General features: G+C 70.0%; 17 protein-coding genes (1 of these 17 cut by a window edge). 9 read left to right on the top strand and 8 right to left on the bottom strand.

Annotated features, from left to right (window positions below; translation table 11 throughout):
• Positions 1 to 546: 546 nt before the first annotated feature.
• Both MKK67_RS17785 and MKK67_RS17780 read right to left on the bottom strand, forming a co-directional pair.
• Positions 547 to 777 carry a hypothetical protein gene (locus MKK67_RS17785; protein ID WP_243966547.1) on the bottom strand — a complete coding sequence of 77 codons (231 nt, stop codon included), beginning with the start codon at positions 775 to 777 and terminating at the stop codon, positions 547 to 549.
• A gap of 15 nt (positions 778 to 792) precedes the next feature.
• A complete protein-coding gene (locus tag MKK67_RS17780; RefSeq protein ID WP_243955158.1) occupies positions 793 to 1,089 on the bottom strand; it encodes a succinate dehydrogenase assembly factor 2 in 297 nt (98 codons plus the stop codon).
• A 192-nt stretch (positions 1,090 to 1,281) separates the two neighbouring features.
• Between MKK67_RS17780 and MKK67_RS17775 the strand changes: the two genes are divergently transcribed.
• The 3 genes from MKK67_RS17775 to MKK67_RS17765 all read left to right on the top strand — a co-directional run bounded on the left by MKK67_RS17775 (position 1,282) and on the right by MKK67_RS17765 (position 3,186).
• The gene (locus MKK67_RS17775) at positions 1,282 to 2,259 is read left to right on the top strand and encodes a quinone oxidoreductase family protein (protein ID WP_243966545.1); all 978 of its coding nucleotides are present in this window, start codon (positions 1,282 to 1,284) and stop codon (positions 2,257 to 2,259) included.
• Between the two features lie 4 nt (positions 2,260 to 2,263).
• Entirely contained in the window at positions 2,264 to 2,890 is a 627-nt protein-coding gene (pncA, locus tag MKK67_RS17770) for a bifunctional nicotinamidase/pyrazinamidase (RefSeq protein WP_243966543.1), read from the top strand.
• A 95-nt stretch (positions 2,891 to 2,985) separates the two neighbouring features.
• Positions 2,986 to 3,186: a hypothetical protein gene (locus MKK67_RS17765; protein ID WP_243966541.1), complete on the top strand. Its 201-nt coding sequence runs from the start codon at positions 2,986 to 2,988 to the stop codon at positions 3,184 to 3,186.
• Positions 3,187 to 3,225: 39 nt separating this feature from the next.
• On the opposite strand, the gene MKK67_RS17760 is transcribed toward MKK67_RS17765, so the two are convergent.
• The 3 genes from MKK67_RS17760 to rimO all read right to left on the bottom strand — a co-directional run bounded on the left by MKK67_RS17760 (position 3,226) and on the right by rimO (position 6,326).
• Positions 3,226 to 3,459: a hypothetical protein gene (locus tag MKK67_RS17760; protein WP_243966539.1), complete on the bottom strand. Its 234-nt coding sequence runs from the start codon at positions 3,457 to 3,459 to the stop codon at positions 3,226 to 3,228.
• 140 nt (positions 3,460 to 3,599) lie between these two features.
• The gene (gene dinB / locus MKK67_RS17755; RefSeq protein ID WP_243966536.1) at positions 3,600 to 4,682 is read right to left on the bottom strand and encodes a DNA polymerase IV; all 1,083 of its coding nucleotides are present in this window, start codon (positions 4,680 to 4,682) and stop codon (positions 3,600 to 3,602) included.
• A gap of 291 nt (positions 4,683 to 4,973) precedes the next feature.
• Positions 4,974 to 6,326, bottom strand: coding sequence for a 30S ribosomal protein S12 methylthiotransferase RimO (gene rimO, locus MKK67_RS17750; RefSeq protein ID WP_243966534.1), 1,353 nt, complete (start codon positions 6,324 to 6,326; stop codon positions 4,974 to 4,976).
• Between the two features lie 378 nt (positions 6,327 to 6,704).
• On the opposite strand from rimO, the gene pabB reads away from it, so the two are divergent.
• From pabB to MKK67_RS17725, 5 genes are all read left to right on the top strand, one after another.
• Positions 6,705 to 8,096: an aminodeoxychorismate synthase component I gene (pabB, locus tag MKK67_RS17745; RefSeq protein ID WP_243966532.1), complete on the top strand. Its 1,392-nt coding sequence runs from the start codon at positions 6,705 to 6,707 to the stop codon at positions 8,094 to 8,096.
• Positions 8,093 to 8,719, top strand: a complete 627-nt coding sequence (locus MKK67_RS17740; RefSeq protein ID WP_243966531.1) for an anthranilate synthase component II — start codon at positions 8,093 to 8,095, stop codon at positions 8,717 to 8,719. Before pabB ends, MKK67_RS17740 begins: the two co-directional genes overlap by 4 nt.
• The gene (locus MKK67_RS17735) at positions 8,706 to 9,569 is read left to right on the top strand and encodes an aminotransferase class IV (RefSeq protein ID WP_243966528.1); all 864 of its coding nucleotides are present in this window, start codon (positions 8,706 to 8,708) and stop codon (positions 9,567 to 9,569) included. Before MKK67_RS17740 ends, MKK67_RS17735 begins: the two co-directional genes overlap by 14 nt.
• Positions 9,566 to 9,979 carry a DoxX family protein gene (locus tag MKK67_RS17730; protein ID WP_409568414.1) on the top strand — a complete coding sequence of 138 codons (414 nt, stop codon included), beginning with the start codon at positions 9,566 to 9,568 and terminating at the stop codon, positions 9,977 to 9,979. The genes MKK67_RS17735 and MKK67_RS17730 overlap by 4 nt, the downstream gene beginning before the upstream one ends.
• 221 nt (positions 9,980 to 10,200) lie before the next feature.
• Complete coding sequence (locus MKK67_RS17725) at positions 10,201 to 10,389, top strand: hypothetical protein (protein ID WP_243966524.1); 189 nt, start codon at positions 10,201 to 10,203, stop codon at positions 10,387 to 10,389.
• A gap of 550 nt (positions 10,390 to 10,939) precedes the next feature.
• Here MKK67_RS17725 and attM read toward each other — a convergent pair.
• Complete coding sequence (attM, locus tag MKK67_RS17720) at positions 10,940 to 11,731, bottom strand: N-acyl homoserine lactonase AttM (RefSeq protein WP_243966523.1); 792 nt, start codon at positions 11,729 to 11,731, stop codon at positions 10,940 to 10,942.
• A gap of 440 nt (positions 11,732 to 12,171) precedes the next feature.
• Here attM and MKK67_RS17715 point away from each other — a divergent pair, with 440 nt between their 5' ends.
• The gene (locus tag MKK67_RS17715; protein ID WP_243966522.1) at positions 12,172 to 12,711 is read left to right on the top strand and encodes a ferritin-like domain-containing protein; all 540 of its coding nucleotides are present in this window, start codon (positions 12,172 to 12,174) and stop codon (positions 12,709 to 12,711) included.
• A gap of 106 nt (positions 12,712 to 12,817) precedes the next feature.
• Here MKK67_RS17715 and MKK67_RS17710 read toward each other — a convergent pair whose 3' ends face one another.
• Entirely contained in the window at positions 12,818 to 13,147 is a 330-nt protein-coding gene (locus MKK67_RS17710; protein ID WP_243966521.1) for a hypothetical protein, read from the bottom strand.
• Positions 13,148 to 13,223: 76 nt separating this feature from the next.
• Positions 13,224 to 14,030, bottom strand: the 3' portion of a protein-coding gene (gene mazG / locus MKK67_RS17705; RefSeq protein WP_243966520.1) for a nucleoside triphosphate pyrophosphohydrolase. It continues 63 nt past the right edge of the window; only the last 807 of its 870 coding nucleotides appear in the window; its start codon lies off the right edge, out of view — the gene reads right to left on this strand; its stop codon occupies positions 13,224 to 13,226.

The raw sequence follows: 14,030 nt of genomic DNA, 5'->3' as shown, positions 1-14,030 counted from the left end.
GGCACCGTCGCAGCGGGGTTTCCTGGCCGCGGCGGTGCCTTCTGGGGACGGGCGACACCGGCTTGAGGCGCTGGCGCGCTTGCAGACCGGGGCTCCCCCCCTCTCCCCTGCGGGCTAGCGGATTCACAGATCTGGTTCAGGCCTTTTTTTTTGCGCGACCGCCCCTGCTTCGGCTCCATCATCGGTGCCGGTATCCCCTCGCCCCGCTTGGGGGGAGAGGGGTTCGGCGACCTTGTCGTCGCCGGGACGAGGCGGCAGCCGAAGGTGAGGGGGTGGTTCCGGAGGAGTCTCGTCCTCAACCGCCCCCTCACCGCCGCTCCGGCTTCGCCTGCGCTTCCCGCACGGACGACGAGGTCCGTGCGGGCCTCTCCCCGCAAGCGGGGCGAGGGGACCCGCGCTTCGTCCGCAGATGCGTGAACATCGTAGCCCGCACGGGAGAGGGACCCGCGCACTTCACAAGCGACGCCGTGGCCTGCTCAAAGGCGGAAACCTGATTGGGCAGCCTCCGTTGCAGGCGGCCGGGAAGGGGCGCTGAGCCCTTGAATTCTACGCGTCGGGCCCGACGATCTCCGCCAGCGCCGCCTCCACCCGGCCGCGAAAAAAGTCGGCGTTGGGCATGGTCTCGGTCATCGCGGTCGCCCGGCTGATCGCCTGCCGCAGGATCTCGGCGCGGAGGGACGGGTCGGCGCGCTCCATCATCTCCAGCATGATGCGGACCACGAGTTCGGTCGCGATCGACCGGGCGGGGTGGTCGTAAGGGGGCTTGGGTTCGTCCATCGCGGGCTTTCGCTCTCAGGAGTGGATCGGCGCGTCGTGCCGGTGGAACGCCCGCACGCGGCGCCAGACCGACGTGTCGTAGTTCGACGGCGTCTCGGCCTCGCCGGTAAGCCACTTGAACAGGTCGCGGTCCGGCACCTCGATCAGCGCCTCGAACTGGTCGAGCTCCGCCTCCGACAGGGTGCCGATCTCGGCATCGGCGAAGCGGCCCATGATCAGGTCCATCTCGCGGATGCCCCGGTGCCAGGACCGGAAGAGCAGGCGGCGGCGGCGCGGATCGAGATCGGCGCTGGTGCGGGTGGTGCCGGACATTTTTTGGGACTTCCGGTCGGAGAGGACGGGCAGGACCAAGATAGGCGGCCGGGGGCGCCGGATCCAGGATCCGGCATCGGACCAGGCCGCAACCGCAGGGCGAACGACAAAAAGAAATTGCCTCCGGCGGCCGCTCCGTTATCTCGGATCCGCGACGTCCCGGCGCAACGGGGCTTGAGCGGGAGTACGACGATGCCGAAGGCGATCCGGGTCTACGAGTACGGCGGCCCCGAGGTGATGCGGTTCGAGGACGTGCCCCTGGCCGAGCCCGGCCCCGGGCAGATCCGGGTCAAGCAGGCAGCCATCGGCGTCAACTTCATCGACATCTACTTCCGCACCGGCGCCTACAAGTCGCCGCACCTGCCCTACACCCCCGGCAAGGAGGGCGCCGGCACCGTCTCGGCGGTGGGCGAGGGGGTGACGCAGTTCAAGCCCGGCGACCGGGTGGCCTACGGCTCGGTGCCGGATGGCTGCTACGCCGAGGAGGCGGTGATCCCGGCCGCTGCGGCGGTCCCGATCCCCGACGGCGTCGACGAAAAGACCGCCGCCGCCATGATGCTCAAAGGTCTGACCGTCGAGTACCTGCTGCACCGGACCTACGCGGTGAAGCCCGGCGACACGATCCTGTGGCAGGCCGCCGCCGGCGGCGTCGGCCTGATCGCCTGCCAATGGGCCAAGCATCTCGGCGCCACGGTGATCGGCACCGCCGGCAGCCCCGAGAAGGCGGAACTGGCCAAGCAGAACGGCTGCGACCACGTCATCCTGTACCGCGAGGAGGATGTCGCCAAGCGGGTACGCGAGCTGACCGACGGCAAGGGCGTGCCTGTCGTCTATGACGGCGTCGGGCAGGCGACCCTGATGGGCTCCCTCGACAGCCTCGCGCCGCTCGGGCTGCTGGCGAGCTTCGGCTCGGCCTCCGGGGCGATCACCGGGCTCGACCTGGGGCTCCTCGCCCCGCGCGGCTCGCTCTACGTGACCCGGCCGACGCTCGCGACGTTCTCGTCCAACCGCGCCACCCTGGAGGAGGCGGCAGCCCGCCTGTTCAAGGTGGTCGGCGACGGCGCCGTGACAATCGCCGTCAACGCGACCTACCCGCTCGCCGAGGCGCAGCAGGTGCACCGGGACCTGGCCGGCCGGGAGACCACCGGCTCGATCGTGATGCTGCCTTAGCGCCATGACGCCAGGCCCTGCCGACCTGCTCCTCGTCATTGACGTGCAGGTCGATTTCCTGCCGGGCGGGGCCCTCCCCGTCCCGGACGGCGATGCCGTGGTCGCGCCGGTCAACGCGCTCCAGCACCGCTTTCGGCACGTGGTGCTGATGCAGGACTGGCATCCGGCCGATCACGTCTCCTTCGCCGACACCCATCCGGGGCGGGCCCCGTTCGAGACGATTGCGTTGCCCTACGGGCCGCAGGTGCTGTGGCCCCGGCACTGCGTCCAGGGCAGCCCGGGGGCGGGCTTCGCGCCGGGGTTGGCCACCGACCGGGCGAGCCTGGTGGTCCGCAAGGGGTTGGATCCGCGGGTCGACAGCTACTCGGCGTTCCTCGAAGCCGACCGCACCACCCGCACCGGGCTCGCCGGGGCGCTCACCGAGCGCGGCATCACCCGCGTCGTCCTGTGCGGGCTCGCCACCGATTTCTGCGTGCTCTGGAGCGCCCTCGACGCCCGCGCGGCGGGCTTCGACGTGTGGGTGGTGGCAGACGCGGTGCGGGGGATCGACCTCGACGGGTCGGTGGCTGCAGCCTGGACCCGGATGGAGGCGGCCGGAGTGCGCCGGATCGCGTCGGCCGCGATCGCCTGACGGCCCCCGGGAGGCGAACCGCCGCATGCCGGCCGGGCGACCGCCCGGAGCCCGACGCGTTGGCCCGGCTCCGAGACCCGATCAGGAGTCAGGCGATGTCATCCAAGCACCCGAAGACCGAGACCCCGACCGACGCCGACCTCAAGGGCAATCCCGGCATCGGCACGTCCAAGGGCATGAGCGGCGCCGACCCGGAAGACCTGGAGGCCGACTCGACCTTCGAGGGCGATGTCGACAACGAGACCAAGCCGGACGGCGGCATCGACCCGAACCACCGCCCGCGCAAGAACGCGTGATAGAAACGCCCGGGCCTGTCTGGCCCGGGCCGCTTCGCGTCAGCGGGCGCGGGAAGGCGCCTTCGGCCGCTGCGGCGCGGAGATCCCGTCGGTGACGAAGCCGGCGCCCGGGCCGCCCGAGGACACGTAGAGCTGCGGCGGGCTCGCGGTGTAGCCCCGCAGCAGGATCGTGTTGGCGGCGCTGAAGGAGCCGGTGCCGCCGGCGCGGGCGGCCCCGGCCGGGACGCTCAACAGCAGAGCGGCGGCCAGGGCTAGGGAGATGGGCTTCGACATGGGGAGGATCTTTCGGTTCGTGCGATGTGCGGCAATCCCGGCCGCACCGGATGGCTCCTATCTGTGGTTGATGAGTCGCACCCGACGTGTGGCGCCGCACAGTCCACGCGGCAGCGCAGCATGGGGCCCGCCGCGACGGATCAGAGCCCCAGCCCGAGCTGCAGCGGCTCTGCCCTCTCCCCCTGCTCGAAGCCCGAGAGCGCGATTCCGATCAGCCGCGCGCTACGCCGGAGGGGGAACAGGCCGGAGAGGAGATCCAGGCCGATCCGCTCCAGGGCGGCCCGGTCGGCCACCGCGACGGAGAGGGATTTCGCTCGGGTGACCTGAGCGAAATCGGAGAACTTGAGCTTCAGGGTCACGGTCCGAGCGCGCATGCCCTTGGCGTCCGCCCCGGCCCAGACCTTGTCGAACAGGGGCGCGAGCCGCTCGGCCAGGACGGCGAAGGCGGTCGTGTCCTCAGAGAACGTCGTCTCCGCCCCGATCGACTTGCGCACCCGGTGGGCGCGCACCGGCCGCTCATCAAGCCCGCGGGCGACCGCGTGGTAATAGGCGCCGGCCGACCCGAAGGTCTCGCGCAGGCGCTCCAGGTCCCAGGCGCGCAGATCGGCCCCGGTCTCGATGCCGAGCCGCTTCATCTTCGCTTCGGTGACCGGGCCGACCCCGTGGAACCGGCCGATCGGCAGGGCGGCGACGAAATCCGGTCCCATGGACGGGGTGATGACGAACAGGGCGTCGGGCTTCCTGAAGTCGGAGGCGACCTTGGCCAAAAACTTGTTGTACGAGACCCCGGCCGAGGCGACGAGGCCGGTGCGCTCCAGGATCTCGGCCCGGATCGCCTTCGCGACGGCGGTGGCGGTCGGCAGGCCCAAGAGATTCTCGGTGACGTCGAGATAGGCCTCGTCCAGGGCCACCGGCTCGATCACCGGCGTGTGCCGGGCGAATACCGCCCGGATCTCCTCCGAGACCGCCCGGTAGACCTCGAAGCGCGGCTTCACGAACAGCAGGTCCGGGCAGAGTCGCCGGGCGGTCGCCGACGGCATGGCCGAGCGTACGCCGAACTTCCGCGCCTCGTAGCTCGCCGCCGCCACGACGCCGCGCTCCCGGGAGCCGCCCACGGCGAGCGGCAGCCCGCGCAAGGCGGGATCGTCGCGCTGCTCCACGGAGGCGTAGAACGCGTCCATGTCGATATGGATGATCTTGCGGAGGGCGACCTCCGAATCCATCGCCGCCTCGGGGTCCGGGCTGAAGTTCCTCTTATGTTCCGAAAGACCGTGCCTTGGCGCCCGGGTCAAGCTGGGGCGGGAGCCGCTCAACAGGGATGTCCCACTCGCCTCCCTCATCCTGAGGTGCCGCAGCGCAGCGTAGGCCTCGAAGGAGCCCTCCAGCTAGCCGCACGATCCCTGGAGGGCTCCTTCGAGGCTCGCTGCGCTCACACCTCAGGATGAGGGGGGAGATTTGGAAACGCGTTCATTCCTTTCGCATCCACCGAAAGTAGCGTCACGAGCCGCCCTGCCTCAGGTCACGCTGCCGTACAGGTCGTAGGCGTCGGCCCGGTCGACCTTCACGGTGACGATGTCGCCGGGCCGCACCGGGCGGCGGAAGGCGGCGTGGACAGTGCCGTCGATCTCCGGGGCGTCGGCCTTGGACCGGCCCTTGGCGATCCCGCCCTCGACGGAATCGACGATCATGGCCAGCCGCTTGCCGACCTTGGCCCGCTGGAGCCGGAGCGAGATCGCGTTCTGCGTCTCCATGAACCGGCGCTTGCGCTCGGCCTTCAGCTCCGGCGGCACGAGGTCGCCCAGCGCGTTGGCGGTGGCGCCGGCCACCGGCTCGTATTCGAAGCAGCCGACGCGATCGAGCTTGGCTTCCTGGAGCCAGGCGAGCAATTCCTCGAACTCGGCCTCGGTCTCGCCGGGGAAGCCGACGATGAAGGTCGAGCGGATCGCGAGATCCGGGCAGGTCTGCCGCCAGCTGCGGATCCGGTCGAGCTGGCGCTCCTGGTTGCCGGGCCGGCGCATCCGCTTGAGCACGGAGGGGCTCGCGTGCTGGAGCGGCATGTCGAGGTAGGGAAGGACATTGCCCTCGGCCATCAGCGGGATGACCTCGTCCACGTGCGGGTAGGGGTAGACGTAGTGCAGCCGCACCCAGGCCCCGAGCTCGCCGAGTTCCTTGGTCAGGTCGTAGAACTTCGCCCGCACGCTGCGGTCGCGCCACGGGCTCTCGGCGTAGCGGATATCGACCCCGTAGGCGCTGGTATCCTGCGAGACGACCAGCAGCTCCTTCACGCCGGCTTTGACCAGCTTCTCGGCCTCACGCAGCACGTCGCCGGCCGGGCGGCTGACGAGGTTTCCACGCAAAGACGGGATGATGCAGAAGCTGCAGCGGTTGCTGCAGCCCTCCGAGATCTTCAGGTAAGCGTAGTGGCGCGGGGTGAGCTTGATCCCCTGCGGCGGCACCAGATCGAGGAACGGGTCGTGGGCCGGGGGCACCGCCTCGTGGACCGCCGCCACCACGGATTCGTAGGCCTGCGGCCCGGTCACGGCGAGCAGGTCCGGATATTTCGCGCGGATCTCCTCCGGCTGCGCGCCCATGCAGCCGGTGACGATCACCCGGCCGTTCTCAGCCATGGCCTCGCCGATCGCCGAGAGCGATTCCGCCTTGGCCGAGTCCAGGAACCCGCAGGTGTTCACGATCACCACATCCGCCCCGTCGTGGCGGCGGGCCAGCTCGTAGCCCTCGGCGCGCAGATGCGTGAGGATCCGCTCGGAATCGACCAGCGCCTTGGGGCAGCCCAGCGACACGAACGAGATCTTTGGGGCGGCCCCGGGGGTGGCTCCCTGGGGGGCGGGCGTGGCGGTTGCGGTCATGGTGGCATTCGGGACGGGGCGGACGCCACCCTCGCGTGCGGCCGGTGGATCAGGTCGCACGGCGCGCGAGGACAGGCATTCGGGATCGCGCCCCTATAGCGGTTCTAACGCGCTCGCGCGAGACCGGCCGCCGCAGGGGTGCCCGGCCCGGCGCGGGCGGCTGGAGCCAAGATCGAAACTTGGCTGTTTGCAGGGCTTTGCCGGCGGGTCCTGAGATCCCACATCAGGTCCTGCCGGCCTTCTCCCACCCACGGGACGGGTCCCGACCGCCCTCGACGGGCGCGGCCTTGCGCGGAACTGCCGCTTTCCCCGCGGCATCGCCTGTGCAACGGCAGCGCGCGGGGCGCGTGCCCTCAGGACATCAGCCCGAACCCGGTCATGTGGACCCAAGAGATCTGGACCCGAGAGATCCCCTTCATCGATCCCGTCGCGGCGGCCGCCCGGCTGCGACCCCTGCCGGATCTCGCCTTCCTCGACAGCGCCATGCGACACGACGCGCTGGGGCGGTACTCGATCGTGGCCGCCGACCCGTTCGCGCGCTTCCGGTTCCGTGACGGGCGCGCGACGCTGGACGGACGCCCGGTCCCGGGCGGCCCGTTCGCGGCGCTGCGGGCCTGCCTGGCGCCCTACCGGGTCGAGCCGGATCCGAACAACCCGTTCCCGGGCGGGGCGATCGGCTATCTGGCCTACGATCTCGGGGCGCAGCTCGAGCGGGTCGCGGCCCCGGCCCGGCGGGCAGGGCTCACCGACGATAGCGCATTCAATCTCTACGACACGGCGCTGGTGATCGATCACGCGGCCGGCACCGCCCGGCTGGTCGCCACCGGCTTTCCCGAGACCGAACCGGCGGCCCGGCAGGCCCGCGCCGAGGCGCGGCTCGCCGCCTTCGCCGACCGGCTCGGGGCGGAGACGGCACCGGTAGACGCGCCACGCCAACTCATAAAAAAACTCGCGTGGCGCTCGAACTTCGACCGGCAAAGCTATGAAGCAGCTGTCGAAAAGGTCCGCGCCTATATCCGGGCCGGCGATATCTACCAGGCCAACATCGCCCAGCGCTTCAGCGCCGACCTGCCGGCGGGCTTCGACCCGTTCGCGCTCTACCGGCGGCTGCGCGCCACCAACCCGGCGACCTTCGGGGCCTATCTGGAGCTGGAGGGACTGAGCATCGCTTCCTCCTCGCCCGAGCGCTTCATCCGACTCGATGGCCGCCACGTCGAGACCCGGCCGATCAAGGGCACCGCCAGCCGGCTCGACGACCCGGCGGCCGACCGGGCTGCCGCCGAGGCGCTGCTGGCCTCGGTCAAGGAGCGGGCCGAGAACGTCATGATCGTCGACCTGCTGCGCAACGACCTGTCCCGGGTCTGCGCGCCGGGCAGCGTCGCCGTGCCCACCCTGTGCGGGCTGGAGACCTACGCCAACGTCCACCACCTCGTCTCGGTGGTGACCGGGACGCTGCGCGACGGGCTCGACGCCCTCGACCTGCTGGAGGGGACGTTCCCCGGGGGCTCGATCACCGGGGCCCCAAAAATCCGCGCCATGGACATCATCACCGAGATCGAGGGCGACGCCCGGGAGCTCTATTGCGGCGCCATCGGTCGGATCGGCTTCGACGGTGCGCTCGATACCTCGATCGCGATCCGCACCGTGTTCATGGACGCGACCCAGGCGGTCCTGCAGGCCGGGGGCGGCGTGACCCTGCTGTCGGAGCCCGGCCCGGAATACGACGAGACCCTGGCAAAGGCCGCCCGGGTGTTCGAGGCCTTCGCATGATCCTCGTCCTCGACAATTACGACTCCTTCGTCTTCAACGTCGTCCGCTACCTGGAGGAGCTGGGCGAGACGGTCCGGGTCGTGCGCAGCGACGCCCTGGACGTCGCCGGCATCCGGGCGCTCGCCCCGGACGCCCTGGTGGTGTCGCCGGGCCCCTGCACCCCCGCGGAGGCCGGGATCTCGCTGCCGGCGATCCGCGACCTGTCCGGCCAAGTGCCGATCCTCGGCGTCTGCCTCGGTCACCAGGCGATCGGCGCGGCCTTCGGCGGCACAGTCGAGCGGGCGCAGCGCCCCCTGCACGGGCAGGCGACCCCGATCGCGCATCAGGGCGAGCGGCTGTTTTCTGGGTTACCGGCACCGATGCCGGTCGGGCGCTACCACTCGCTGGTGGTCACCCCCGGCCCCGACATGGACAAGCACCTCTCGGTCGATGCGGTCTCGCAGGAGGGCGAGGTCATGGCGCTCTCGCACCGGACCCACCCGACCTACGGCATCCAGTTCCACCCGGAATCGGTTCTGACCGAAGGCGGCCACGCCCTGTTCGCCAATTTTTTGGGCCTCGCCCGCGCCTGGCGGGAAAAGCGCGACCACCAACCGACAGGGCGCACAGATGCTGTGGCGTGACGGGACGATCGTCCCCGGGACGCAGGCGTCCCTGGACCACACCGATCGCGGCCTGACCCTCGGCGACGGCCTGTTCGACACGGCGCTCACACTCGGCGGCCGGGTGGCCTTCGAGGATGCCCATATCACCCGGCTCGTCGCCGGGGCAGAGACCCTCGGGATCCCCGCCGAGGCAGAACGAATCCGCGCGGCCATGCGGGCGCTCGCCGGGCAGGGTAGGGGGGAAGCGGATCGGCTGGCGATCCGCACCACCCTCACTCGCGGCTCCGGCCCGCGCGGGCTGAAACCGCCGCCGGATCCGCATCCGACCCTGTTCGCCACCGCGGCGCCGAGCGCCAAGGGCGCGGCCTTCGCGCCCCTGGGGCTGTGGCCGACCGGGATCGCCCGCAACGACACCTCGCCCGCCGCCCGGCTCAAAACCCTGGGCTATCTCGACGCGGTGCTGGCCGCCGGCGAGGCCGCTGCGTCGGGCTTCGACGAATCCCTGTTCTGCAACACAAGGGGCCGCGTCGCCTGCGCGGGCACCGGCAATGTCTTTGCGCTGTTCGGCGACCGGCTGGTCACGCCGCCGCTGGCAGACGGCGTGCTCGCCGGGATCATGCGCGCGGAGGTGCTGGGACTGGCGGGGGCGTGCGGCTTGCGCGCGGAGGAGGCCTCGCTGCCCCTGCCCGACTGGCTCGGCGCGGAGGCCGTGTTCGTCACCAACTCCCTGCGGCTCCTCGCCCCCGTGACCGCGATCGGCGCCACCGCCTTCGCCAGCCTGGAACACCCGGCCGTGGCACGGTTGAAAGCGGCGCTCCGGACCGCGGTGGCCCGCGCCTGCGGGGTCACGGAAGACCAGGTCGGATGACCGCGCCGATGCCTGAGACCTGGCGCCGCCGGCTGCGCTACGCGCTCGCCCTGATCTATGCCGGCATCGGAATCGTCCACCTCGTGGCCGCCGACGCGATGCTGCCGCTGATGCCGGATTGGGTCCCGGCGCCGCGCCTGGTGATCCTGGCCACCGGCCTGTGCGAGATCGCCGGGGCGATCGGCCTCCTGACCCGGTCGCTGCGCCGGGCGGCCGCGATCGGGCTCGCCCTCTACGCGGTCTGCGTCTACCCGGCCAACCTCAAGCACGCTTTTGAGGCCGTCCATGTCGACGGCATCCCGGATTCCTGGTGGTACCACGGCCCAAGGCTGGCGTTTCAGCCGGTCTTCGTCTGGGCGGCGCTCTGGGCCGGCGGCCTGATCGACTGGCCGCTCGGCCGGAAGAACTGAGGCGCGAGCCGGTCGATCGCTCCGCCGATCCGGCATTCGCGCGGGCCGCGCCGGGACGGCAGCCCCACTGTCGAGCAACCCCTCAGAAACCGTGATCACAGGATCCCGGGATCGCAGGCTCCCGGCAGGCTTTGACCCTGGGATCACCGGCGATAGACTGTGGTGCGGTCGCCGCACGCGCTGGAACATCGCGTCGCCCGGCCCCGATACGAGCACAGTGCATGACGAAGCGCCGCGCTGCCGGCCGAACGACACCGATCGCCGACACGCTGCCGGAGCGCGCCGAGGTCGAGCGCGCCATCGAGGCCGTGCTCGATCGCCTGCGGCCCAAACCGGTCGGCCCAAACGCCTCCCGAGCCCCGGAGGCCAAGGCCACCCGGAAGCCCGGCCCGGGCCGGAAGGACGATTGAACGGCCGGACGCGGCCGAGCCGCACCGTCCTGTCCCGAAGGGCGGCGACCGTCTTTCGAGAGAAGGGTCTGGAGACCCAGCCCTTTCAAGGTGTTTGCGGCAGCGGACTGTCCCGCTTGCCCCACGATGCTTGGTTCTTGCAGAGCCCGGTCTGGAAACAACCCCGTCATCCCGGGGCCGCGAAGCGGAGCCCGGGATCCAGAAACACCGTGAGTTCAAGGACTTGCGCCGTCGGCGGCTCTGGATCCCGGGCTCGCCTGCGGCGCCCCGGGATGACAGGGTGGAGGCTGATGCCTCCGTGGAAATCCGGGGTTCTAAGCGATCCCGCTTTCACCTCCGGCCGTCCCTGCCACGCTTCCTTTGGCGAGGATCGCGGGCGGGCCATCGGACCTGCGCTGCGATCCGAGCCGATTGATCCCGTCGGGAAAATCCAGGACCACGGCCCAATCCGAACACCTTGAAAGGGTTGGGTCTGGAGCGCTCGCCACCGAAAGGGATGCCGGTTCGGCGGCGAGCGGGTCACATCAAGGCCTGAGCGTCGGACCCGGCTCTAGGCGTAGAACGCAGGGGCTTTCTTGAACATCGGCCACGCGTCCGGATCGTGACCGGTCACGACCTCGGCGCCCGTCTTGTTGGCTATACCGTGCAGCTTCTGGACCGAGCGGACGCTATCGACAGCCGAGGCCAGGAAGCCCGGCAGCGCCTTCTGATTCCAGTGATCGAGGGTATAGGCCGCGTCGATCGTGAGCAGGACCGGTCTTGAGGCCGGCAACCGCACCAGAAACGATTGATGCCCAGGGGCGTGCCCCGGCGTAAACACCGTCGTGAGCGTACCGTCCCCGTAGATGTCATGATAGTCGTCGGCCGGCCCGTTCAGGAACTGCCATTTGAGATTGGGCCGGTCGAAATCGGCACGGATATAGCCGTCCCGGGCGAACCAGTCCGGCGTGAACGCATACTCGTATTCCAATCGCTGGACGATGTGCGTGGCGTTCGGGAAGCGGCCGATGGCGCCCGTGTGATCGAGGTGCAGATGGGACTGAAGGACGTAGCGAACGTCCTCCGGATCGATCCCGAGGCGGCGAAGCTGGTCGACACAGCCGTCCTCCTTCCTGAGCACGGGATAGTAGACGTCAGCGATGCGGCCCCAATAGGCGTGGGGATTTTCGGCAACTTCCACCGCGTTGCCGCCGTCGATAATGGTATGCCCGGCCGGATGCGTGATGAGAAAGAACGGCACCGGGATTTCATAATCCGCACCGTCGCCCTGGTTCATCTTGATGTTGTGAACCTTGCATTTCAGAGAACCGGACTGGAGCATGTATAGTTTTATATCGCTCATTTCCTCCCCCATGATTCGATGATTGATGCTCTATAAATCCTCCTTGTACGATCGAATTGCGGTTAATTCCGCACCTTCGATCGGGATTTCCACGATCAGATCTTGATCGCACAAGCGAAAAGTCTGATGTTTTGAGTGTAGCGTGAAGCATTTGTCGTCTTCAAGCGCACCGGCGGACGTTCGTCTCAGAGCAGGAACGCCCTCGACGCGGCGGCCCAGGGACGGCTGCCGGAGATGATCCGGGCGCCTTGCCCCCGGGCTGAGCGCGCACCAGGGCGCGAACAGGCCGAGCGACCCGGCCAGGGATGGGCCTCTCGCCCCCCGGCCAGAAAGTTCCTCCACAGGGCGAAGATATCGCCCGGACCCGTCGGGCCGGACCGGCGTTCCCCGTCCGGACGCCGCGCTTCCGAAAGCGGCCCGTATCGGAGACAGACCGCCCCATGGCCAAGCCGAAGACGCTGCACGACGCCTTCTACGAGACCCTGAAGGACGTCTATTACGCCGAGAAGCAGTCCGTGAAGGCGCTCAAGAAGTCCGCCAAGGCGGCCGAGCACCCGGAGCTGCGCCAGGCCTTCGAGACCCATGCCGAGGAGAGCGCCCAGCAGGTCGAGCGCCTGACCCAGGTGTTCGAGATCATCGGCAAGCCCGCCCGCGCCAAGACCTGCGAGGCGATGCAGGGCATCACCTCCGAGATGGAGGAGGATCTGGAGGATTTCGCCGACAGCCCCGCCGCCGACGCGGTGCTGGCCGCCTGCGCCCAGGCGGTGGAGCATTACGAGATTGCCCGCTACGGCACCCTGAAGACCTGGGCCCGCCAGCTCGGCCACGACGAGGCCGCCAAGCTCCTGGACGAGACCCTGCAGGAGGAGAAGAAGACCGACGCGCTGCTCTCCAAGATCGCCGAGACGATCAACACCGAGGGCACCACCGACGACGAGGCCGAGGCCCCGAAAGGCAAGGCCCCCAAGAAGGCGGCGTAAGCACGTCTGCGGCGGAGGAGGGGAGGCCGCTCCTCCGCCGGCTTGGAGATCCGGGATCCCAAAGGGCTCAGCCCTTTGGCGGGGTCCGGGGCGGAGCCTCGGGCACTCAGTTCGCCTTCTCGATCGCGCTGAGCGGCGTCCAGTAGCAGCGATCCTGCCCGCTCGTGAGGGCGAGGCACCCGTAGGTCATCGTCCGGGTCTCGAGCCGGACCTCCTCGCCGAGCTTCCACGACCGGCACTCGCCGGTAGCGAGGCTGCCCTTCAGGAGTTGTCCGAACCCGGATTCGTCGCCGGCCATGACCAGCTTGAACAGGCGGTCGGTGACCTCCTGGGTGTGGCAGCCGAACCGTTCCTTGACGATCGTCTCGGCTCGGACGCCCCGGGGCAGGGCGATGGTGACGGCAAGGGCGGCGAGGGCGGGCAGGAGGATGCGCATGGCCGAAGGATAAGGGCCGGCCGCCGCCTGTCGAGCCCTCGCGCCGATCCCGCCGTGCGGGCGAAAGCCGCGCCTGCTACGCCTTCTCGTCCCGCTTCGCCGCCTGCCAGGCGGCCTCCATGGCGGCGAGATCAGACCGGCCGAGCGCTCCGCCCGCGGCCGTCAGGTGCTCCGCCATGGCGGCGAAGCGGCGCTCGAACTTGGCGGTGCCGTCGCGCAGGGCGGTCTCGGGATCGATCCCGGCATGCCGGGCGAGGTTGGCCACCGAGAACAGCAGGTCGCCGATTTCTTCCGACAGGGCCTGCGGGTCGCCGGCCTCCAGGGCCTCGGCGACTTCGTCGGTCTCCTCCCGGACCTTGCCGATCACCTGGGCGGCGTTGCCCCAGTCGAACCCGTAGGCGGCCGCCCGCCGGGAGATTTTTTCGGCCCGGGCCAAAGCCGGCAGGGCCTGGGCGACGCCGCCCAGGGGATCCGGAGCGGCAGCGCCGGGGTCCCGGGCCGCCCGTTCCTGCGCCTTGATCGCCGCCCATTGCGCCTCGACCTGGGCCGGGTCGCGCAGGGCCGAACCCGCGGGGAGGGGGGTTCCGTCCGGCTCGAACACGTGCGGATGGCGGCGGACCAGCTTGTCGCCGATCGCCTGGGCCACATCGTCGAAGGCGAAGGCGCCCTCCTCCTCGGCCATGCGGGCGTGGAACACTACCTGGAGCAGCAGGTCGCCGAGCTCGTCGCGCAGGTCGGCCCGGTCGCCCCGCGCGACCGCGTCGGCGACTTCGTAGGCCTCCTCGATCGTGTAGGGCACGATGCTGGCAAAGGTCTGCCGGACATCCCAGGCACAGCCGCGGTCGGGATCGCGCAGATCGGCCATCAGGCGTAGCAGCCGGCG

This window comes from Methylobacterium sp. J-072 (genome assembly GCF_022829425.1).
Lineage (GTDB): Bacteria > Pseudomonadota > Alphaproteobacteria > Rhizobiales > Beijerinckiaceae > Methylobacterium.
The sequence above is the reverse complement of the archived record's forward strand: the minus strand, read 5'-3'. Positions and strand labels throughout refer to the sequence as shown.

Bases quoted from the DNA above. Each gene is read 5' to 3' on its own strand.
- MKK67_RS17725 (WP_243966524.1), top strand. From the start codon at position 10,201: ATGACGAAGCGCCGCGCTGCCGGCCGAACGACACCGATCGCCGACACG.
- dinB (WP_243966536.1), bottom strand. From the start codon at position 4,682: ATGGATTCGGAGGTCGCCCTCCGCAAGATCATCCATATCGACATGGAC.
- rimO (WP_243966534.1), bottom strand. From the start codon at position 6,326: ATGACCGCAACCGCCACGCCCGCCCCCCAGGGAGCCACCCCCGGGGCC.
- pabB (WP_243966532.1), top strand. From the start codon at position 6,705: ATGTGGACCCAAGAGATCTGGACCCGAGAGATCCCCTTCATCGATCCC.
- MKK67_RS17760 (WP_243966539.1), bottom strand. From the start codon at position 3,459: ATGTCGAAGCCCATCTCCCTAGCCCTGGCCGCCGCTCTGCTGTTGAGC.
- MKK67_RS17740 (WP_243966531.1), top strand. From the start codon at position 8,093: ATGATCCTCGTCCTCGACAATTACGACTCCTTCGTCTTCAACGTCGTC.
- MKK67_RS17730 (WP_409568414.1), top strand. From the start codon at position 9,566: ATGACCGCGCCGATGCCTGAGACCTGGCGCCGCCGGCTGCGCTACGCG.
- MKK67_RS17775 (WP_243966545.1), top strand. From the start codon at position 1,282: ATGCCGAAGGCGATCCGGGTCTACGAGTACGGCGGCCCCGAGGTGATG.
- MKK67_RS17710 (WP_243966521.1), bottom strand. From the start codon at position 13,147: ATGCGCATCCTCCTGCCCGCCCTCGCCGCCCTTGCCGTCACCATCGCC.
- MKK67_RS17765 (WP_243966541.1), top strand. From the start codon at position 2,986: ATGTCATCCAAGCACCCGAAGACCGAGACCCCGACCGACGCCGACCTC.
- MKK67_RS17785 (WP_243966547.1), bottom strand. From the start codon at position 777: ATGGACGAACCCAAGCCCCCTTACGACCACCCCGCCCGGTCGATCGCG.
- pncA (WP_243966543.1), top strand. From the start codon at position 2,264: ATGACGCCAGGCCCTGCCGACCTGCTCCTCGTCATTGACGTGCAGGTC.
- MKK67_RS17780 (WP_243955158.1), bottom strand. From the start codon at position 1,089: ATGTCCGGCACCACCCGCACCAGCGCCGATCTCGATCCGCGCCGCCGC.
- MKK67_RS17735 (WP_243966528.1), top strand. From the start codon at position 8,706: ATGCTGTGGCGTGACGGGACGATCGTCCCCGGGACGCAGGCGTCCCTG.
- MKK67_RS17715 (WP_243966522.1), top strand. From the start codon at position 12,172: ATGGCCAAGCCGAAGACGCTGCACGACGCCTTCTACGAGACCCTGAAG.
- attM (WP_243966523.1), bottom strand. From the start codon at position 11,731: ATGAGCGATATAAAACTATACATGCTCCAGTCCGGTTCTCTGAAATGC.